This window comes from Bacillus sp. FSL R5-0576 (genome assembly GCF_038004765.1).
Taxonomy (GTDB): Bacteria; Bacillota; Bacilli; order Bacillales; family Bacillaceae; genus Bacillus; species Bacillus subtilis.
In genome coordinates, this window is the sequence record NZ_JBBORU010000001.1 from 198841 (window position 1) to 220333 (window position 21493).

Annotated in this window: 19 protein-coding genes and 1 pseudogene; 16 read left to right on the top strand and 4 right to left on the bottom strand. The window is 45.2% G+C overall.

The window, feature by feature from the left end:
* Positions 1-40: 40 nt before the first annotated feature.
* From NX903_RS01095 to znuB, 3 genes are read left to right on the top strand one after another with little or no spacing between them, the layout of a single operon-like run.
* Positions 41-1000 carry a metal ABC transporter substrate-binding protein gene (locus tag NX903_RS01095; protein ID WP_086343416.1) on the top strand — a complete coding sequence of 320 codons (960 nt, stop codon included), beginning with the start codon at positions 41-43 and terminating at the stop codon, positions 998-1000.
* A gap of 55 nt (positions 1001-1055) precedes the next feature.
* Complete coding sequence (znuC, locus tag NX903_RS01100; protein ID WP_014475714.1) at positions 1056-1751, top strand: zinc ABC transporter ATP-binding protein ZnuC; 696 nt, start codon at positions 1056-1058, stop codon at positions 1749-1751.
* Positions 1709-2551, top strand: coding sequence for a zinc ABC transporter permease ZnuB (gene znuB, locus NX903_RS01105; protein ID WP_003246340.1), 843 nt, complete (start codon positions 1709-1711; stop codon positions 2549-2551). The genes znuC and znuB overlap by 43 nt, the downstream gene beginning before the upstream one ends.
* A gap of 37 nt (positions 2552-2588) precedes the next feature.
* Here the strand turns inward: znuB and NX903_RS01110 are convergent, their stop codons facing one another.
* Positions 2589-3584: an LLM class flavin-dependent oxidoreductase gene (locus NX903_RS01110; RefSeq protein WP_086343417.1), complete on the bottom strand. Its 996-nt coding sequence runs from the start codon at positions 3582-3584 to the stop codon at positions 2589-2591.
* Between the two features lie 283 nt (positions 3585-3867).
* On the opposite strand from NX903_RS01110, the gene NX903_RS01115 reads away from it, so the two are divergent.
* From NX903_RS01115 to niaP, 7 genes are all read left to right on the top strand, one after another.
* Complete coding sequence (locus tag NX903_RS01115; RefSeq protein ID WP_086343418.1) at positions 3868-4467, top strand: TerD family protein; 600 nt, start codon at positions 3868-3870, stop codon at positions 4465-4467.
* A 21-nt stretch (positions 4468-4488) separates the two neighbouring features.
* Positions 4489-5070 carry a TerD family protein gene (locus NX903_RS01120; RefSeq protein WP_003234723.1) on the top strand — a complete coding sequence of 194 codons (582 nt, stop codon included), beginning with the start codon at positions 4489-4491 and terminating at the stop codon, positions 5068-5070.
* 34 nt (positions 5071-5104) lie between these two features.
* Positions 5105-5683, top strand: coding sequence for a TerD family protein (locus NX903_RS01125; RefSeq protein ID WP_003241242.1), 579 nt, complete (start codon positions 5105-5107; stop codon positions 5681-5683).
* A 51-nt stretch (positions 5684-5734) separates the two neighbouring features.
* Positions 5735-6508, top strand: a complete 774-nt coding sequence (locus NX903_RS01130; protein ID WP_003246458.1) for a TerC family protein — start codon at positions 5735-5737, stop codon at positions 6506-6508.
* 83 nt (positions 6509-6591) lie between these two features.
* Complete coding sequence (locus NX903_RS01135) at positions 6592-8205, top strand: YceG family protein (RefSeq protein ID WP_086343419.1); 1614 nt, start codon at positions 6592-6594, stop codon at positions 8203-8205.
* Between the two features lie 15 nt (positions 8206-8220).
* Positions 8221-9312 (top strand): toxic anion resistance protein, encoded by a 1092-nt coding sequence (locus tag NX903_RS01140; protein ID WP_003234715.1) that lies wholly within the window; start codon positions 8221-8223, stop codon positions 9310-9312.
* A gap of 121 nt (positions 9313-9433) precedes the next feature.
* On the top strand, positions 9434-10636 hold the full coding sequence (gene niaP / locus NX903_RS01145) for a niacin permease NiaP (RefSeq protein WP_086343420.1): 1203 nt from the start codon (positions 9434-9436) through the stop codon (positions 10634-10636).
* Between the two features lie 286 nt (positions 10637-10922).
* Here the strand turns inward: niaP and NX903_RS01150 are convergent, their stop codons facing one another.
* On the bottom strand, positions 10923-12095 hold the full coding sequence (locus NX903_RS01150; protein ID WP_086343421.1) for an MFS transporter: 1173 nt from the start codon (positions 12093-12095) through the stop codon (positions 10923-10925).
* 68 nt (positions 12096-12163) lie between these two features.
* The gene (locus NX903_RS01155; RefSeq protein ID WP_076458377.1) at positions 12164-12466 is read right to left on the bottom strand and encodes an ArsR/SmtB family transcription factor; all 303 of its coding nucleotides are present in this window, start codon (positions 12464-12466) and stop codon (positions 12164-12166) included.
* Between the two features lie 289 nt (positions 12467-12755).
* Between NX903_RS01155 and opuAA the strand changes: the two genes are divergently transcribed.
* The 3 genes from opuAA to opuAC are packed head-to-tail and all read left to right on the top strand — an operon-like array spanning position 12756 to position 15743.
* Positions 12756-14012, top strand: a complete 1257-nt coding sequence (gene opuAA, locus NX903_RS01160) for a glycine/proline betaine ABC transporter ATP-binding protein OpuAA (protein ID WP_024571578.1) — start codon at positions 12756-12758, stop codon at positions 14010-14012.
* 1 nt (position 14013) lies between these two features.
* Complete coding sequence (opuAB, locus tag NX903_RS01165; protein WP_003234703.1) at positions 14014-14862, top strand: glycine/proline betaine ABC transporter permease subunit OpuAB; 849 nt, start codon at positions 14014-14016, stop codon at positions 14860-14862.
* Positions 14862-15743, top strand: a complete 882-nt coding sequence (gene opuAC / locus NX903_RS01170) for a glycine/proline betaine ABC transporter substrate-binding protein OpuAC (protein ID WP_086343422.1) — start codon at positions 14862-14864, stop codon at positions 15741-15743. The genes opuAB and opuAC overlap by 1 nt, the downstream gene beginning before the upstream one ends.
* Before the next feature lie 37 nt (positions 15744-15780).
* On the opposite strand, the gene NX903_RS01175 is transcribed toward opuAC, so the two are convergent.
* Positions 15781-16932: a M20 peptidase aminoacylase family protein gene (locus NX903_RS01175; protein WP_032724871.1), complete on the bottom strand. Its 1152-nt coding sequence runs from the start codon at positions 16930-16932 to the stop codon at positions 15781-15783.
* A gap of 149 nt (positions 16933-17081) precedes the next feature.
* Here NX903_RS01175 and NX903_RS01180 point away from each other — a divergent pair, with 149 nt between their 5' ends.
* The 3 genes and pseudogenes from NX903_RS01180 to amyE all read left to right on the top strand — a co-directional run bounded on the left by NX903_RS01180 (position 17082) and on the right by amyE (position 21360).
* Complete coding sequence (locus tag NX903_RS01180) at positions 17082-18515, top strand: YfcC family protein (RefSeq protein ID WP_086343423.1); 1434 nt, start codon at positions 17082-17084, stop codon at positions 18513-18515.
* 115 nt (positions 18516-18630) lie between these two features.
* Positions 18631-19232 (top strand): annotated as a pseudogene (locus NX903_RS01185) (DUF6773 family protein).
* A 148-nt stretch (positions 19233-19380) separates the two neighbouring features.
* On the top strand, positions 19381-21360 hold the full coding sequence (gene amyE / locus NX903_RS01190) for an alpha-amylase (RefSeq protein WP_086343425.1): 1980 nt from the start codon (positions 19381-19383) through the stop codon (positions 21358-21360).
* The last annotated feature ends 133 nt before the right edge of the window (positions 21361-21493 follow it).

Sequence of the window (21493 nt, forward strand, 5' to 3'; positions counted from 1 at the left end):
ATTTTGATTTAAAGTTACTGAAAAAGAGGGGATATACGATATGTCTAAAAAATGGAGCGGTTTGTTTGTGATTGCAGCGTGCTTTTTATTAGTTGCAGCATGCGGCAACTCATCAACAAAAGGGTCGGCGGATTCAAAGGGTGATAAACTGCACGTTGTCACAACGTTCTACCCGATGTATGAATTCACAAAACAAATTGTAAAAGACAAAGGCGATGTGGATCTGTTAATCCCATCTTCCGTTGAACCGCATGATTGGGAACCGACGCCGAAAGACATTGCCAACATTCAGGATGCTGATTTGTTCGTTTATAATAGTGAATACATGGAGACATGGGTTCCGTCAGCTGAAAAAAGCATGGGCCAAGGCCATGCCGTTTTCGTTAATGCAAGCAAAGGCATTGATTTAATGGAAGGCTCTGAAGAAGAACACGAAGAGCATGATCATGGGGAGCATGAGCACAGTCATGCAATGGATCCTCACGTATGGCTCAGCCCTGTTCTGGCACAGAAGGAAGTTAAAAATATTACGGCGCAAATCGTGAAGCAGGACCCGGATAACAAAGAATACTATGAGAAAAATAGTAAAGAATATATTGCAAAACTGCAGGATCTTGATAAACTATATCGTACAACCGCAAAAAAAGCGGAGAAAAAAGAATTTATCACGCAGCATACAGCTTTTGGCTATCTGGCAAAAGAATACGGCTTGAAGCAGGTTCCGATTGCAGGGCTTTCACCTGACCAAGAACCGAGCGCAGCCAGCTTGGCAAAGCTGAAAACATATGCCAAAGAACATAATGTAAAAGTCATTTACTTTGAAGAAATTGCATCCTCAAAGGTCGCAGATACGCTCGCCAGTGAAATCGGCGCGAAGACAGAAGTGCTGAATACACTGGAAGGCTTGAGCAAAGAAGAACAGGATAAAGGTTTAGGGTATATCGACATTATGAAACAAAACCTCGATGCCCTGAAAGATTCACTATTGGTTAAATCATAAGATAGTGTGCGCCGGAGGGGTGCACACTATTTCTTTGTGAGAAAGGAAGATTAACATGAATCTCGTCTCATTGAAAGATATCGTTTTCGGCTATTCCCATACGCCTGTTTTAGATAAAGTATCACTTGATATTGAAAGCGGTGAGTTCGTCGGCATCACTGGACCAAACGGCGCCTCTAAATCGACGCTCATAAAGGTAATGCTCGGCATGCTGAAACCGTGGGAAGGCACAGTGACGATCAGTAAAAGGAATACAGAAGGGAAACGCCTGACCATAGGGTACGTCCCGCAGCAAATTTCTTCATTTAATGCCGGCTTTCCGAGCACGGTGCTGGAGCTTGTTCAGTCAGGCCGCTATACAAAAGGGAAATGGTTTAAACGTTTAAATGAAGAAGATCATCTTGAAGTAGAAAAAGCACTGAAAATGGTGGAAATGTGGGAGCTCCGTCATCGTAAAATCGGTGATTTATCAGGCGGACAGAAACAGAAAATCTGTATCGCCAGAATGCTCGCCAGCAACCCGGATCTGCTGATGCTGGACGAACCGACGACAGCTGTTGATTACGACAGCAGAAAAGGATTTTACGAATTTATGCATCACCTTGTGAAAAATCACAACCGCACAGTTGTGATGGTTACTCACGAACAAAACGAAGTACAGCAATTTTTAGATAAAGTGATTCGATTAGAGAGAGGAGAAAAAGGCGGATGGAAATGTTTGACTTGGAATTCATGCGACGAGCTTTTCTAGCAGGCGGCATGATCGCCGTCATGGCTCCGATACTAGGAGTGTATCTCGTTCTCAGAAGACAGGCCTTAATGGCTGACACACTTTCACATATCTCATTGTCAGGTGTTGCCATCGGCTTTTTTCTCAGCACCAATATAACCGCAGCAAGCATAGTCGTCGTGACCATCGGCGCGATCGGAATTGAATACATGCGGCGGGCGTATCGGACTTATTCAGAAGTGTCCATTGCCATCTTAATGGCAGCTGGTTTGTCCTTCGCGATGTTTTTAATCAGCCTTTCCAAAGGCACAGCCAATATGAGCATCGATCAATACCTATTTGGATCGCTTGTGACAGTAAACCAGCAGCAGGTCTATATTATCAGTATTATCACACTGCTGATCCTGCTTTATTTTATTGTACTGAGAAGGCCGCTCTACCTGCTGACGTTTGATGAAGCTACAGCCAAAACATCGGGAATCAATACAAACGTTCTCTCGTTGTCATTCAGTATTGTCACAGGCCTTGCGATTTCAGTCATTATTCCGATCATCGGGGTCCTTCTTGTATCGGCCCTGCTCGTATTGCCGGCAGCCTTCGCCATCAGAATTGCAAAAGGCTTTAACATGGTTTTCATTACAGCCATACTCATTTCATTATTCAGCGTATTTACGGGACTGACATCATCCTATCAGCTCGGGACGCCGCCAGGTCCGTCTATTACCCTGCTATTGATCGTTTTGCTATTAATCGGATTTGCAGTTCAGGGAGTTTGGACGTTTATCAAAAAAGAAGCTCAGCGCAAAAAAAGAAGCCGATAACATGAAAAGCAGTTTTCCCTAGGGAAAACTGCTTTTTTTATAGAAACAATTCGGCAAGGCGCTCATAAGATTCTTTTTTCGCCTCAAAATCAAACACATTGCACAGAACCATGATTTCATTTGTTTCGTAGCAGCCTGTGAGGTCTAACAGCTGTTGTTTGACAGTGGTGGGAGAACCGATCACCATCCGCTTTCTGTTTTCTTCTATGAGTTTTTTATCGGACGCTGTATAGGGATGAGCTTTCGCTTCCTCGATGCTTGGCACGCGGCTGTCCAAGCCTTTTCCGACGCGAAGAAGCCACAGATCCTGGCTTAATGCGAGTTCTTCTGCCTCTTCATCTGTTTTTGCGCAAATGACAAAAATCGTAAACAGTGCGGATGGATTCGAAAAATGGGCTGAGGGCCGAAAGCTTTCCCGGTAGATGCGGAATGCATTTTCTCCTCGCTCGGGATTAATGAAATGCCCAAATACATATCCAATCCCCTGGTGCGCCGCGCGTCTTGCGCTGTTTTCACCAAGACCGAGCACCCATAGCTCGGGTGCCGTGTCAATAAGGGGCGCCGCTTTGATTCCGGCATACGGATGGTCGGGAGGAAGGGAATCTGTTAGAAAATAAGAGACATCCTGCAGCTGTCTGTTAAATTCGGTTAAGCTTTTTTTCACCCCGTCCGTTAATGCAAGTCTGGTTTTTGTCGTGCCGCCGGGGGAGCGACCGACGCCGAGGTCAATCCGGTTTGGATACAGGGCCTCAAGCTGGCGAAAGGTTTCAGCCACTTTAAATGGGCTGTATTGGGGCAGAAGCACGCCGCCTGATCCGACACGAATGGTGTTTGTCTGTGCTGCGATGCGGGCGATCATGATTTCAGGCGCTGTGCTTGCCAGTCCTTTCGTGCTGTGATGCTCGGCAAACCAATAACGCTTATAGCCCCACTCTTCGCTAAATCGAGCAAGCTCAACCGAATGCTGAAGAGTTGTCACAGGGCTCTCTCCTTTAGAAACAGGTGCCTGATCAAGTATGCTTAAATGAATCAAAAGGCCGCTTCCTTTCTGTCTGTTTTTAGATGGTGACACAAGAATAGGCAAAATGACTTGCCCGCGTCAAATGGTTTGTTTAAGAAGCGCACTTTATAGCATTTGCAAATCATATATCAAATATGGAAGTTTTTTTTCGAGGTTTTTCGTCAATTATTCTTAACTTTTACGAAACTTTGATATAATAACAAACGTATATATTAGTAATTTACGGCTTATTTTCCTTGTGAGCGTAAAAATAAATGTGACTATCTTCACATTTCGATGAGTAGGAGTGAATCGTGTGGCAATTTCTTTAGAAAAAGGTCAACGAATTGATTTAACAAAAGGAAAAGCCGGTCTGTCAAAATTGATGGTCGGTCTCGGCTGGGACCCAGTGTCCTCAGGCGGAGGATTCTTCAGCAAACTGCTTGGCGGAGGCGGTCCGAATATCGACTGTGACGCTTCAGTGCTGATGCTGGAAAACGGAAAATTCACCGATAAGAAAAACCTGATTTATTTCGGCAACCTGAAAAGCCGCTGCGGCGGTGTACAGCATACAGGCGACAACCTGACGGGTGACGGTGCGGGCGATGACGAGCAAATTATGATAGATTTAGATAAAATGCCTGGAAACATCGATAAGCTTGTATTTGTAGTGAACATTTACGATTGTGTCAGAAGAAAACAAGATTTCGGCATGATTCAAAATGCGTTTATCCGCGTAGTTGATCAATCTAATCACGAGGAAATGCTCAAGTACAATTTGAGAGACAATTACGCCGGCAGAACAAGCCTGATTACAGCAGAAATCTACCGCAGCGGCAGTGAGTGGAAGTTTGCGGCGATTGGTGAAGGCACAAACGATACGAGATTAGAAGATATTATCAGCCGATACGTATAAAAGAAAAGGAGTGGATGAAACATGACAATTTCATTGGCAAAAGGACAAAAAGTAGATTTAACAAAAACAAATCCGGGTCTTTCAAAGGTTGTTGTCGGTTTAGGCTGGGATACGAACAAGTATGACGGCGGGCACGACTTTGATCTTGACTCAAGTGTGTTTCTGTTAGACGCTGCAGGCAAATGCGCGTCACCAAACGACTTTATTTTCTACAACCAACTTGAAGGCGGCAACGGTTCAGTCGTTCATTCAGGCGACAACCTGACTGGTGCTGGCGAAGGCGACGATGAGAATGTAAAAGTAAATCTCAGCGCTGTACCGGCAAACATTGATAAAATCTCATTTGTTATTACCATTCACGATGCAGAAGCGCGCAGCCAAAACTTTGGACAAGTATCAAACGCGTTTGTCCGCATCGTAAATGAAGAAACAAATGAAGAGCTCATCCGTTACGATCTTGCAGAAGATTTCTCTATTGAAACGGCAATCATTGCAGGGGAGCTTTACAGACATAACGGCGAGTGGAAATTCTCCGCAATCGGCTCAGGCTACCAAGGCGGCCTTGCCCGCATTGCAACAGACTACGGTTTGCAAGTCGGTTAAGACAAATACGAAGAGCAGAAAGGAGAGAGGCAGTATGGCCATTCAATTATCAAAAGGACAGCGCATTGATTTAACAAAAACAAATCCGGGACTGACAAAAGCGGTGATCGGCTTAGGCTGGGATACAAACAAGTACTCCGGCGGACACGATTTTGACCTGGATGCTTCGGCCTTTTTAGTTGATGCGCATGATAACTGCGTAAATGATCTCGATTTCGTCTTCTATAATAACCTTGAACATCCGAGCGGCGGTGTCATCCATACGGGTGACAACCGCACGGGTGAGGGCGACGGAGATGATGAGCAGATTATCGTTGATTTCTCAAAAATCCCTGCTCACATTGAGAAAATCGGCATCACAGTGACCATTCACGACGCTGAAGCACGCAGCCAAAACTTTGGACAAGTTTCCAATGCATTTGTCCGCGTTGTGGATGAAGAAACGCAGAATGAGCTTCTTCGCTTCGATTTGGGAGAAGACTTCTCCATTGAAACAGCTGTTGTCGTTTGTGAGCTTTACAGACACGGCGGCGAGTGGAAATTCAATGCGATCGGCAGCGGATTTTCCGGCGGGCTGGCTGCATTGTGCCGGAATTACGGTTTGCAAGTGTAAGCGAGTGACAAATAGAGAAGTCACCGTTTCAAATTAATAGGAGGAAAAAACTTGGACTTTTTACATCATATTTTGTCTACGTATGCTTCATTTTTCGATTGGAAAATGTGGGGGGAAGTTCTGACTGATCCTGTTTCCTGGGGTTTGATCGGTTCCCTTGTTGTTCTGGAAGGTCTTTTATCGGCCGATAACGCGCTTGTTCTTGCGGTCATGGTTAAACACCTGCCGGAAAAACAGCGGAAAAAAGCGTTAACGTATGGTTTGTTTGGAGCTTATATTTTCAGGTTTATTTTCATCGGGCTCGGTATGCTTCTCATTAAATTCTGGTGGATCAAGGTGCTTGGCGCGCTTTACCTGGCTTGGCTCGTCATTAAGCACTTCTGGATAGGCGAAAAAGAAGAGGAAGCGGACGGCATGAAGAAAAACTCTTGGATGGTCCGTACGTTCGGGATCTTCTGGGCGACTGTCATTTCAGTAGAATTAATGGATCTTGCCTTCTCTGTGGACAGCATCCTGGCCGCGTTTGCAGTATCTGAAAAAGTATGGGTGCTTCTGATTGGCGGTATGCTTGGTATTTTAATGATGCGTACAGTGGCAAAAGTGTTCCTTGTGCTGATTGATAAAATTCCTGAGCTGGAAAACACAGCATTCGTCTTAATCGGCATTATCGCGCTGAAAATGGCGGGGAGCGCTTTCCATTACGAAATGCCGCACTCTGTATTCTTCATCATCATTATCGCTGCATTTGCGGTAACATTGATCATTCACTACATCAATAAACAAAAGCAGGTGCGCGAACAAACAGCCGCTTCAAAAGAAGAATAAAACAAAACAAGGAGGGAGGTTCAATGTCCTTCCTTTTTTGTTACCGAAATATCGTTCAATGACAAACCGGAAAGGAGGATATGATGAGACAAGAAGAACTAACCATTCATAAAGCACTTCCGGCTGATGGCGATTGGAAAAGCCTGCTGTTTCAGCCATTGCCGGAGCGGGATCACTATGAAACTGCACAAGGCCTTTCTTTTTCTCGTCTTGCCGGACAGATATTGGGCACGCCTATTGATGAGACGGACTACTATAACGAGCTGTATGAGCTGTCTGTAAACGACCGCATAACGATTTTGAGTGAAACGCTTGATAAAACAATCGAACCGGAAACATTTCAAAAGCTTCAGCATATTCATTCCATCAATCAGAAAGAAAAAGGGCTGTCAGTCAGCCGCTTTGTTGCCTTTCTGGACGGGGAAAAGCTGATTGCGAAGCACTCAAATCCCTTGATGCACCGCCATTTAAGAAAAGCGCTGATGACGCTTTTACATACCTTTGCGGACAGTCATGAAAAGGGGCTGAATCATCCTGATTTTCGCAGAGTGCTGCTTGATGTCTCGAAGTTTTCCTTAAACCATCTGAACCCTTGGCTGGAAAAAACCGATATAGAGCGGGAGATGCCGAAGGTTGTTTGGTATGGAGATGCGACGAAAAGCCAGCTCTATTTCTTATATTATCTGATGCTAGTCGGCTGTGATGTACTACTGTTCCATCCGGCGGGAACGGATCAGCTGGCGCTTGTCGACCCGAAGCAGGAGCTCAGTTTTACGGAAAAGCTCCCGGATGTTTCGGAGCTTCAGCCGTTTCCGAAAGAAAAACCTGACCGGAAATCAACAGTGGCTTACCGCTCAACAAAGGAAATTGAACATGTGCTGAATCACGAGGAATCCATGCTGTATAAGCCGTGGCAGTTCAGAGATCACACACCGGTGTCCGTTACGCTGAAAACGACCTATGATGAATTGTTTTTAATCACGAAAGAACGCGCCTTTATTCGGCCGAATTTCAAAGCAGATAAATATTCCATTGAGATTCCGAATGTATTCGCCAAAATTATGGGCGTGTCGAAAGACAATAAGGAATATTGGAACAGGCTTCATACTCTAGCGGATTATCAGGAAACAGAAATGGTAAGAAGCTTTCCATTTACAGAAGAAATAAAGTCGAACTATCAATTTCACTACAGCCACGCACTTGATCAAGAAGGGAACATTGATCCGGACAAGCTGATGGCAAGCAATGTGTGGCAGTACAAACAGCTGCCGGCAGGCGTTCAGACTGCCATTGCCAAAACGATTTCGAGAATGTGCAGGCACCCGCGGCTTAAGGCTTTGCATCAGGAACAAGTCAAGGATGTTCAAATCTATTTGTTTAAACAAACAACAAACCTGCCTGCTAATCTGCTGAAATTGATTCAAATGTTCGACTATGCGCAAACCGTTCCGAAACTCGTTTTATATCATACGGAAATGAGCGGCGGACTCGCGCGTTCGGATGCTGCCGCCCTGCTGTTCCTGAATGAAATCGGAATCGATATCATCATTTATAATCCGCCCGGACACCAAGATATTGAGCAGTTTATTGAAGAGGACCAGTATGATATCCACTGGCTGGATGACATGGTGTTTCAGCAGGACTACAAAGAGCCTTCGCTTGTGAAAAGGCTCTTCAGAACCATTACCCAAAAATAAGGAGAGAAGAAAAGCATGACAACAGAAAATCAAAATCCGCTTGTTCTCGATAAAAATGAAGAGATTTCCCAGCAAAAAGCTGACGATATCCGTCTTCAGCTCCGTCAGGAACCAGAAGTGAAGCGGCTTGCTCAACAAATTGACGTCAAAAACCAAATGGAGCTGCTTGAGTACGGCAAGGAGCCGGCCGTTGAAATATCCAAGTTCTCTGACCGCATCTTAGGGATGATGAAAACAACAAGCGTGACAGACTCCGGCACAATGCTGACTCAGCTTGGGAAAATCATGGACCGCTTCGACAAAAATGATTTTGATGAGCCAAAGGGATTAATGGCGAAAATTTTTAAACGCGGCGGCAGCATGATTGAAAAAATCTTTAAAAAGTATCAGACACTTGGCGGAGAGATTGAAAAAATCCACGTTGAGATTTCAAAATACAAAGATGAGATGACGAAGACGAACTACACGCTCGATGAAATGTATGAAAACAATATCAAATACTATATGGAGCTTGAAAAATACGTCGTTGCCGGGCAGATGAAACTGGAAGAGATGCAGTCGATCCTTCCTTCATATGAGGAAAAAGCGGCAAGCGGAAACCAGCTGGCGCAAATGCAGCTCGATACATTGCGCAACGGCATTCAGGCGCTTGAGGAACGGGTGTATGATCTTGACATGGCACGGATGGTGGCGCTTCAAACCGCACCTCAAATCCGTCTCCTGCAGCGAGGAAATGCAAAGCTGATCGGGAAAATCAACTCCGCGTTTATCATTACCATTCCGATTTTCAAAAACGGCATTATTCAGGCTGTTACGGTAAAGCGGCAAAAGCTTGTGGCTGATTCCATGAGCGAGCTTGACCGCCGGACAAACGAGATGCTGAAACGAAATGCTGAAAACATCTCGAGCCAAAGTGTTGAAATTGCCAGAATGGCCGGCAGACCGAGCATAGATATTGAAACGATCGAATCGTCTTGGAACACGATTGTCAGCGGCATGCAGGAAACAAAACAAATCGAAGAAGAAAACAAGCGCCTCCGCGAAGACGGCGCGAGACGAATTGCCCAGCTTCAGGATAATATTAAAAAAGCAGCATTGCAGCAATAATAAAAACCCCGCTTGTGGAACATAAGCGGGGTTTTTCAATTACATCATTTAGTTAATGACAATGTGTAAAGACAGGTGTAAACTTAAACGGTAATCATTTTGCATATCAGAGGTGTTGGCAATGGGAAAACAACAGCCTATATCCCAGCGTAAACTGCTGGGCGTCGCCGGTTTGGGGTGGCTGTTTGATGCAATGGATGTCGGAATATTATCGTTTATTATCGCCGCGCTCCATGTAGAGTGGAATCTGTCGCCCGAAGAAATGAAATGGATCGGAAGCGTCAATTCCATCGGCATGGCTGCGGGTGCGTTTTTGTTTGGTTTGCTTGCTGATCGAATCGGCCGCAAAAAAGTGTTTATCATCACCCTTTTATGCTTTTCCATCGGAAGCGGCATTTCCGCTTTTGTGACAAGCTTATCGGCATTTCTAATCCTTCGTTTCGTGATTGGTATGGGACTTGGCGGCGAGCTTCCAGTCGCTTCAACACTCGTTTCGGAAGCGGTTGTGCCTGAAAAGCGGGGCAGAGTGATTGTGCTTTTGGAAAGCTTTTGGGCCGTGGGCTGGCTCGCAGCGGCCTTGATTTCTTACTTTGTGATACCAAGCTTCGGCTGGCAGGCTGCACTTCTGTTAACTGCGCTGACTGCTTTTTATGCGCTGTACCTGCGGACGAGTCTGCCTGATTCGCCGAAATATGAATCGCTTTCTGCCAAAAAGAGGTCGGTGTGGGAGAATGTAAAAAGCATCTGGGCAAGACAGTATATACGGCCGACCGTGATGCTGTCGATCGTTTGGTTCTGTGTGGTGTTTTCTTATTACGGCATGTTCCTATGGCTCCCGAGTGTCATGCTGCTGAAAGGCTTCAGCATGATTCAAAGCTTTGAATATGTCCTGCTGATGACGCTTGCTCAGCTACCTGGCTATTTCTCTGCCGCATGGCTGATTGAAAAAGCGGGCCGGAAGTGGATACTTGTCATTTACTTGATTGGCACAGCAGGAAGCGCCTATTTCTTCGGAACAGCGGATTCCTTAAGTCTTCTGCTTACGGCTGGCATGCTGTTATCGTTTTTCAATCTCGGTGCATGGGGCGTGCTGTATGCTTATACCCCGGAGCAATACCCGACTGCGATTCGGGCAACAGGTTCAGGAACGACAGCAGCGTTTGGAAGAATCGGCGGCATCTTCGGGCCTTTGCTCGTCGGAACTCTGGCAGCCCGTCATATTTCGTTTTCGGTCATCTTTTCAATCTTTTGCATTGCAATCTTACTCGCGGTTGCTTGTATTTTGATTATGGGGAAAGAAACGAAACAAACTGAGCTAGAATAGGAAAAGCACCTCTTGAAAGAGGTGCTTTCAGCGTGTCGACAAACCCTCGCATTCGTTGTCAGGACTGCGCTTCGGTGCTCAATGCGATGTGGATCAACGGCTAAATTCTCAGGCGTCCTGCCTAAACGCCGTCGTCATCACATCCTGTGAATGTCCGCTCCTATGCTCGTCCTTCCTAGACTTCAAGGGTTTTCAATCACGCTGAAAAGATGACAAAATCCTAAAATGAAAACCATTTTAGGATTTTGTCAACAATCTGAGGCACCTCTTGAATGAGGTGCTATTTTTACATTTGCGCCCGGGCTGCGGATTGGCGTTTCCCGGTTTTAGTGATTGCCTGGTAGAGCGTCATAGAAAGTATGAACAAAATGGCAGTAAATCCTGTGACAGCTCCGAAATGCTGTGTGCTTTGATATAAAAAACCTGCAATACTTGTACCGACAGTGGTCCCGGCATACATAGCGGCATTGGAAAGGGAAGCGATGGTTCCTCGCGCATTTGGTGCAATGGATTGAAAGACACCCATCATTAACGGAAAGATGATGCCAGCTGTAAAGAACGTGAGAAAAAAGCCGGCTTCTACTAAAAACAAGTTTGGAAAGAACGGAAGAGCGAAATAGAGAGCGCCCATTAGCAGCATCCCGCTGATCAGTGTTTTAAACATGCCCAGCTTTTCTGAAACCCGGCTGCCGATAAGGCTCCCGAGCATATTTCCCAGTCCGAGTACAAGCATAGCTGCGCCAATTTGTGACACGGTTAAATGATAATCCGCGGAAAGCCAAGTACCCAGAAAGCTGAACGAAGCGAAGTTTCCGGTTTGAAACAGAAAATAGGCAAGCAGAATGACCGATGTTTTCGGCAATGAAAAAAGCTCCCGATAGGGGTTGACAATTGATGGGCGCGCCAATGGTTCAGAAGGCCGGATATCAGGCATGACCGCCGCCAGGATCAATAGAAGAATAAGCGAGCACGCTGACAAAACGAAAAATGGCGTATGCCATGTAAAGGAAGCGAGAAACCCTCCAATAGGAAGTCCGAGCATTTGTGAAGCGGCCAAACCTGCTGTCGCAATCCCCATGCCTTTTATGATCTGAGAAGGGTGGACAATGACTGGGATGGACGCCCAAATTTGAGGCGTCACAAACGCAGCGCTAACGCCTGCGGCAAAACGGAACAGGCACATGGCGGCAAAAGAGGGAGCGATGCCGCATAAAAACGTGGATACGATAAAGCCTGCAAGTCCCCACAGCATGACTGTTTTCCTGTTCAGCCGGTCTGAGATTGGGCCTGCAATGAAAGCGAAGAGCGCATAACCGAGTGCATAAGCACTGACCATCCAGCCTGACAAATCAGTAGAGACATGAAACTGATCCTGTAAAAGGGGGAGAAGCGGCGAAAGCAAAAAGGTATCCGTGCCAATGACAAACATGACACTGAAGAAAAGCCAAATGCGATTCAAATTTTATCACTCCTATTGTTTTATAACTTTGAAACTATGAAACAGATATGTATAGAGAAAACCCTTTGTTAGAGGGTTTCCAAAAAGCCAGGCAGGTATGTGTGAAAGGTGTCTTCACGCAGACTGACGTATTTTGTCCGCGAATCTTTCCGGGTTGCCGTCAATCCCGCTTCACGCAGCGTTTTAAAATGATAAGATGCCGTGGTTTTGACAATATTGCACTTTTCACCTACTTCACCGCAGCTGAGTTCTTTTCCGCTGACATAAAGCGTACGAATAATGGCAAGCCTTGATTCATCAGACAGTGCTTTAAAAATTTGCGCTCTGATTTGATCATCTGATTGTTTCATAGTCATGAAACTATAATACATAATTGATGTTGAAAAAGCAACTTATTTTTCCAGTAAAGGAGAGGGAAGTCATAAGAGGAAGAAGGAATTCAATTCCAATAAAAGCGTTTTCAAATAAAGATAGGCGAAAAATCACCCGTAAAATACAATCATATAGGAGGATTACAGAGCATTTAGAAGCATAAATAAGATCATGTGGTCACATGGATGTTTATAAAGAAATGGTACAGAATAAAAGAGAATATGCTGTTTGTGTGGGAAGTTACATAAATGTTACGGTAATAAAGATTGCTTAATATGGAGGGAAAATATGAGTGTAGATGAGAAACCAATTAAGATAAAAGTCGAGAAAGTCTCTAAGATTTTTGGGAAACAAACAAAGAAGGCAGTTCAAATGCTTGCCAACGGAAAGACAAAAAAAGAGATCCTGAAAGCAACCGGATCAACCGTTGGTGTTAATCAGGCAGATTTTGAAGTATATGATGGTGAGATATTTGTCATCATGGGTCTATCAGGGAGCGGTAAATCAACTTTAGTACGGATGTTAAACCGGCTTATTGAACCGACTGCCGGAAATATTTACATTGATGGTGACATGATAACAAATATGTCTAAAGACCAGCTCCGGGAAGTCCGCCGGAAGAAAATCAGCATGGTCTTCCAAAAGTTCGCTCTGTTCCCGCACAGAACGATACTTGAAAACACAGAATACGGACTGGAACTTCAAGGTGTAGACAAACAAGAGCGGCAGCAAAAAGCGCTTGAGTCTCTTAAGCTCGTCGGGCTCGAAGGATTTGAACACCAATATCCAGACCAGCTTTCCGGCGGGATGCAGCAGCGTGTCGGCCTTGCCCGCGCGTTGACAAATGATCCGGACATCCTTCTGATGGACGAAGCGTTCAGTGCGCTTGATCCACTGATTCGTAAAGATATGCAGGATGAGCTTCTTGATCTTCACGATAATGTCGGAAAAACAATTATCTTTATTACGCATGACTTGGACGAAGCGTTGCGGATCGGCGACAGAATTGTCCTAATGAAGGACGGCAATATCGTTCAAATCGGCACGCCTGAAGAAATCCTGATGAATCCATCTAACGAATATGTTGAGAAATTCGTCGAAGATGTTGATTTGTCTAAAGTCCTCACAGCAGGCCACATTATGAAACGCGCTGAAACAGTGCGGATTGATAAAGGGCCTCGCGTAGCATTGACACTGATGAAAAACCTTGGAATTTCTTCAATTTATGCAGTGGATAAACAAAAGAAATTATTAGGTGTTATCTATGCGTCTGATGCGAAAAAAGCGGCTGAGTCTGATTTGTCACTTCAAGACATCTTGAATACAGAATTTACGACTGTACCAGAGAATACGTATCTGACTGAGATTTTTGACGTTGTGTCCGATGCGAATATTCCAATTGCGGTTGTGGATGAGAAGCAAAGAATGAAAGGAATTGTCGTAAGAGGCGCGCTGATTGGCGCACTTGCCGGCAATAACGAGTATATCAACGCTGAAGGCACTGGCGAACAAACACAAGATCCTTCTGTACAGGAGGTGAAGTAAGATGGATAGACTGCCTAGAATACCTTTAGCAGATATCATTGACCGTTTTGTTGACTGGATTACGATGACGTTTGGCGGATTCTTCGACGGAATTGCAAACGGATTGGCCGCTTTTGTAAATGGAATTGTCACCGGTCTTGGATTTATTCCATCTATTTTGTTAACGATTATTTTCGCCGCACTTGCGTGGTGGATCAGTACAAGGGGAATTGCGTTATTTACGTTGATTGGATTCCTCCTGATCGATTATTTAGGATATTGGGACCCAATGCTGCAAACATTGGCGCTTGTTTTGACATCTGTGATTATTTCGATTGTGGTCGGGGTTCCGATTGGAATTTGGGCGTCTCAGAAAGAAACGGTTCGCCGTATTGTAACGCCAATTCTTGATTTAATGCAGACAATGCCTGCTTTCGTATATCTATTGCCGGCGATTTTCTTCTTTAACATCGGTGTTGTGCCGGGTGTTGTTGCATCTGTTATCTTCGCGATGCCGCCGACAATCCGCATGACTGTTCTCGGTATTAAACAAGTGCCGGCGGATCTGATTGAAGCGACTGAGGCATTCGGTTCTACAACAGCTCAGCGTTTGTTTAAAGTTCAGCTTCCGCTTGCAACAAAAACGATTTTGGCCGGAATTAACCAGAGCATCATGCTTGCGTTATCAATGGTTGTTATCGCCGCAATGGTCGGTGCACCGGGACTTGGTTCTGAAGTATATAGTGCCGTTACACAGCTGAAAACCGGGGTCGGAGTAGAGGCCGGTATCGCCATCGTTATCGTTGCCATTACCTTGGACCGTATTACTCAAAATATTAAAGTGAAGAAGAAAAGCAGGGGGAATGCCTGATGCTTAAAAAAATCATCGGCATCGGCGTTTCCTCCATGCTGGCGCTCTCACTTGCGGCTTGCGGTTCAGAAAACGATGAAAATGCATCCGCAGCAGAACAGGTGAATAAGACCATCATCGGGATTGACCCCGGTTCAGGGATTATGTCCCTGACTGACAAAGCGATGAAGGATTATGACCTGAATGACTGGACATTGATTTCAGCGTCAAGTGCTGCGATGACCGCTACGCTTAAAAAGTCATACGACCGTAAGAAACCGATTATCATTACAGGATGGACACCGCACTGGATGTTCTCCAGATATAAGCTGAAATATCTCGATGATCCGAAACAATCTTATGGCAGCGCAGAGGAAATCCATACGATCACACGCAAAGGCTTCAGCAAAGAGCAGCCGAATGCCGCAAAGCTTCTGAGCCAGTTTAAATGGACGCAAGACGAAATGGGCGAAATCATGATCAAGGTGGAAGAAGGCGAGAAACCTGCCAAAGTTGCTGCTGAGTACGTCAATAAACACAAGGATCAGATTGCCGAATGGACAAAAGGCGTTCAAAAGGTGAAGGGAGACAAAATCAACCTTGCCTATGTGGCGTGGGACAGTGAGATTGCAAGTACAAACGTCATAGGCAAAGTCTTAGAAGACTTGGGCTATGAGGTAACACTTACTCAGGTAGAGGCTGGGCCGATGTGGACTGCAATTGCGACGGGAAGTGCGGATGCATCACTTTCCGCATGGCTGCCGAATACCCATAAAGCATACGCCGCTAAATATAAAGGCAAATATGATGATATTGGCACCAGTATGACTGGTGTGAAGATGGGGCTTGTTGTTCCTCAATATATGAAAAATGTCAACTCAATTGAAGATTTGAAGAAGTAATCAAAAAAGCAGCCTGTGTCAGGCTGCTTTTTTTGCGTTATTTTACGTAAGCGGCAGCGGGTGAATCAGCCTTTTGAAAAGTTTTTAATACGGCATTCGCTAAAATGTGAATGCCGTTGAACATCGCATTTCTGTCAAAGGTCATGTGCGGATGATGGAGCCCCGGCTGGAGCCCGCAGCCTAGTCCGAGCATCGTTGTTTTCAGATTCGGCACCTTCACGGCGTAAAAATGGAAATCCTCTCCGCCGGTAGTGACAAGCGGGTCATCAAGCCGCTCAGCCCCGATGATATCTGTAATGGCTTCTGCCATGATCGCTTCAGCTTCTTTGTTTTGTGTTGCCGCAGGAAGGCTGTGTTCTTTTTGTAGCTCGATTTTTGCGCCGAATGCAGCGGCGGCCGCTTCACAGGCTCTTTCTGTTTCGGCGATTAACGCCTCCATGGCTTCATTGGTCTGTGCGCGCAAATCAAGGCTGAACGATGCTTTTCCTGGAATGATGTTAGAGCTTTCACCGCCGGCTTGAAGTTTTGTCATTTTGACGGTATGCGGGATTTGCGGGTCAATATGAATGAGTCCGAGCTTATGTACAAGAAATGCCGCAATTTCAATGCTGTTTTTCCCGAGGTGCGGACGGGCGCCATGAGCCTCTTCCCCGATGATCGTTCCCTCAATGTGCTGGCTTGATCCGTGCAGAATAGACGGAGCGCAGCGGCCGTTCTGTGTTTCCTGGATCGGACGGACGTGAACGCCATACAAATAGTCGATATCATCAAGCACGCCTTCTTCTATCATTTTCAAGGCGCCGCCGCCTTTTTCTTCTGCCGGCTGAAAGATAAAACGGATTGTGCCCTTCGGAAGCTCTGGTTGTTTTTTGAGCAGCATTAACGTGCCCAATGCCATTGTCATATGTGAATCGTGTCCGCAGGAATGGTTGGCGCGAAATGTGCCGTTAACCTCCTGCCACAGCGCGTCAATATCAGCGCGTACCGCTACAACAGGTGAGCCTGAGCCGATTTCGCCGACAACCCCGGTGCAGTCTGAAAACGTGCGCGTCCGGCATCCTAAATCCTCAAGCTTTTGTTTCAAAAATGAAGTTGTCTCATATTCCTTCCAGCTGACTTCAGGGTTCGCGTGCAGATGCTCGAAGATGTCCATAATGGTTTGTTTCATGTCTTCTGAAAGCTTTTGCATGGTAAGAAATACCTCCTTCTATCAGAATGAATTTTTACCTTCTTTACTTTATTTATATTGAAACAGGAAGATAGGCTGTATATAATATAGCACATATTGCTACTATTCAGAATAATTAATATTTTCAAACAGAGGGGATGGATCGAAATATGAGTATGCCAGCAGCCGAAACACAGCCTAAGAAAAAACGTATGACATTTAAAATGCCTGACGCCTATGTCCTCTTATTTATGATTGCTTTCATTTGCGCAATCGCTTCATATATTGTGCCGGCAGGTGAATTTGACCGCGTGACAAAGGGGGATGTCACGACCGCTGTTCCGGGAAGCTATCATTCCATTGAACAGTCTCCGGTCAGCTTGATCAGCTTTTTTACTTCTCTACAGGATGGAATGGTTGGATCAGCACCCATCATCTTTCTGATCTTATTCACAGGCGGCACCATTGCTATTCTAGAAAAAACGGGTGCCATCAACGGCCTGATTTACAATGTCATCAGCAAATTCCGCACAAAGCAATTATTATTTATTTGTATTGTCGGCGCATTGTTCTCCATTCTCGGAACAACCGGGATTGTCGTGAATTCAGTTATCGGTTTTATCCCCATCGGCCTCATTGTGGCACGATCCTTAAAATGGGACGCAGTCGCGGGAGCCGCTGTTATTTACATCGGCTGCTACGCTGGATTTAACTCCACCATATTATCACCGTCACCGCTCGGTTTATCACAATCAATCGCGGAGCTCCCTCTTTTTTCTGGAATCGGCCTGCGAGTTTTGATATACATATGCTTTTTGCTGTCTTCTATTATTTATATCTATTTGTATACGAGAAAATTAAAAAAATCAAAAGATGCCAGTGTGTTAGGAACAGATTGGTTCCCTGCGGCAGGAATGGGCGAAGCCGGTAAAGAAGAAGATCAGTCAGTGCCGTTTACCGTTCGCCATAAGCTGATTTTGGCTGTGGCGGGACTCTCACTTGTCGGATTTTTATACGGCGCTTTGAAGCTTGGCTGGTCAGATTCCCAAATGGCTGCGACATTTATTTTTATTTCTGTCCTTGCCGGTTTAATAGGCAGGCTTGCGGCGAACGATATTGCCAAAACCTTCATTACGGGCTGCCAAAGTCTTGTATACGGGGCGCTGATTGTCGGGATGGCACGAAGCATTTCCGTTATCCTTGAAAATGGAAAGCTCCTCGATACTGTCGTCAATGCTTTGGCTTCACTTTTGGACGGATTCAGCCCGATTGCCGGGGCAATCGGCATGTATATCGCCAGTGCGCTGCTTCATTTTCTCATCTCTTCAGGGTCTGGCGAAGCCGTTGTATTTATTCCAATCCTGGCGCCGCTCGCTGATTTGATGGGAATCACGAGACAGGTTGCGGTGGAGGCAGTTATGCTTGGAGAAGGGGTCGTCAACTGTGTGAATCCGACATCCGGCGTTCTCATGGCGGTGCTTGCCGCCAGCGGTATTCCGTATGTCAAGTGGCTGCGGTTTATGGTGCCGCTTGCTCTGATTTGGTTCTTGATCGGGCTTGTCTTTATCGTGATCGGCGTCATGATCAATTGGGGGCCGTTTTAACGATTGCTGCCCGCCGGCTTGTACGGCGGGCTTTTGAGTTATTCATTGCAGAAGCGCAGGCTGTTATTGTAACATGTAAGCCATAAGCCATTCGTAAAAGTGCGGGAGGAAGGTCATGAATAATCTGCGTAATAGACTTTCAGGCGTGAATGGGAAAAATAAGAGAGTAAAAGAAAAAGAACAAAAAATCTGGTCGGAGATTGGGATGATAGCGGGAGCATTTGCGCTGCTTGATGTGATCATCCGCGGGATTATGTTTGAATTTCCGTTTAAAGAATGGGCTGCAAGCCTTGTGTTTTTGTTCATCATTATCTTATATTACTGCATCAGGGCTGCGGCATCCGGAATGCTCATGCCGAGAATAGACACCAAAGAAGAACTGCAAAAACGGGTGAAGCAGCAGCGAATAGAATCAATTGCGGTCGCCTTTGCGGTAGTGGTGCTTACGATGTACGACAGGGGGATTCCCCATACATTCTTCGCTTGGCTGAAAATGATTCTTCTTTTTATCGTCTGCGGCGGCGTTCTGTTTCTGCTTCGGTATATGATTGTGAAGCTGGCTTACAGAAGAGCGGTAAAAGAAGAAATAAAAAAGAAATCATCTTGAAAAATAGATGGTTTCTTTTTTTGTTTGGAAAGCGAGGGAAGCGTTCACAGTTACGGGCAGCTTTTTTTATAGGAACATTGATTTGTATTCACTCTGCCAAGTTGTTTTGATAGAGTGATTGTGATAATTTAAAATGTAAGCGTTAACAAAATTCTCCAGTCTTCACATCAGTTTGAAAGGAGGAAGCGGAAGAATGAAGTAAGAGGGATTTTTGACTCCGAAGTAAGTCTTCAAAAAATCAAATAAGGAGTGTCAAGAATGTTTGCAAAACGATTCAAAACCTCTTTACTGCCGTTATTCGCTGGATTTTTATTGCTGTTTCATTTGGTTCTGGCAGGACCGGCGGCTGCGAGTGCTGAAACGGCGAACAAATCGAATGAGCTTACGGCACCGTCGATCAAAAGCGGAACCATTCTTCATGCATGGAATTGGTCGTTCAATACGTTAAAACACAATATGAAGGATATTCATGATGCAGGATATACAGCCATTCAGACATCTCCGATTAACCAAGTAAAGGAAGGGAATCAAGGAGATAAAAGCATGTCGAACTGGTACTGGCTGTATCAGCCGACATCGTATCAAATTGGCAACCGTTACTTAGGTACTGAACAAGAATTTAAAGAAATGTGTGCAGCCGCTGAAGAATATGGCATAAAGGTCATTGTTGACGCGGTCATCAATCATACCACCAGTGATTATGCCGCGATTTCCAATGAGGTTAAGAGTATTCCAAACTGGACACATGGAAACACACAAATTAAAAACTGGTCTGATCGATGGGATGTCACGCAGAATTCATTGCTCGGGCTGTATGACTGGAATACACAAAATACACAAGTACAGTCCTATCTGAAACGGTTCTTAGAAAGGGCATTGAATGACGGGGCAGACGGTTTTCGATTTGATGCCGCCAAACATATAGAACTTCCAGATGATGGGAGTTACGGCAGTCAATTTTGGCCGAATATCACAAATACATCTGCAGAGTTCCAATACGGAGAAATCCTGCAGGATAGTGCCTCCAGAGATGCTGCATATGCGAATTATATGGATGTGACAGCGTCTAACTATGGGCATTCCATAAGGTCCGCTTTAAAGAATCGTAATCTGGGCGTGTCGAATATCTCCCACTATGCATCTGATGTGTCTGCGGACAAGCTAGTGACATGGGTAGAGTCGCATGATACGTATGCCAATGATGATGAAGAGTCGACATGGATGAGCGATGATGATATCCGTTTAGGCTGGGCGGTGATAGCTTCTCGTTCAGGCAGTACGCCTCTTTTCTTTTCCAGACCTGAGGGAGGCGGAAATGGTGTGCGATTCCCGGGGAAAAGCCAAATAGGCGATCGCGGGAGTGCTTTATTTGAAGATCAGGCTATCACTGCGGTCAATAGATTTCACAATGTGATGGCTGGACAGCCTGAGGAGCTCTCGAACCCGAATGGAAACAACCAGATATTTATGAATCAGCGCGGCTCACATGGCGTTGTGCTGGCAAATGCAGGTTCATCCTCTGTTTCTATCAATACGCCAACAAAATTGCCTGATGGCAGGTATGACAATAAAGCTGGGGCAGGTTCATTTCAAGTGAACGATGGTAAACTGACAGGCACGATCAATGCCAGGTCTGTGGCTGTGCTTTATCCTGATGATATTGCAAAAGCGCCTCATGTTTTCCTTGAGAATTACAAAACAGGTGTAACACATTCTTTCAATGATCAACTGACGATTACCTTGCGTGCAGATGCGAATACAACAAAAGCCGTTTATCAAATCAATAATGGACCAGAGACAGCGTTTAAGGATGGAGATCAATTCACAATCGGAAAAGGAGATCCATTTGGCAAAACATACACCATCATGTTAAAAGGAACGAACAGTGATGGTGTAACGAGGACCGAGGAATACAGCTTTGTTAAAAGAGATCCAGCTTCGGCCAAAACCATCGGCTATCAAAATCCGAATCATTGGAGCCAGGTAAATGCTTATATCTATAAACATGATGGGGGCGGGGCAATTGAATTGACCGGATCTTGGCCTGGAAAACCAATGACTAAAAATGCAGACGGAATTTACAGGCTGACGCTGCCTGCGGACACGGATACAACCAACGCCAAAGTGATTTTTAATAATGGCAGCGCCCAAGTGCCCGGCCAGAATCAGCCTGGCTTTGATTACGTGCAAAATGGTTTATATAATGACTCGGGCTTAAGCGGTTCTCTTCCTTATTGAGGACAAGGCTAGACTGGACTTACCGAAAGAAACCATCATAGATGGTTTCTTTTTTGTTCATAAATCAGACAAAACTTTTCTCTTGCAAAAGTTTGTGAAGTGTTGCACAATATAAATGTGAAATACTTCACAA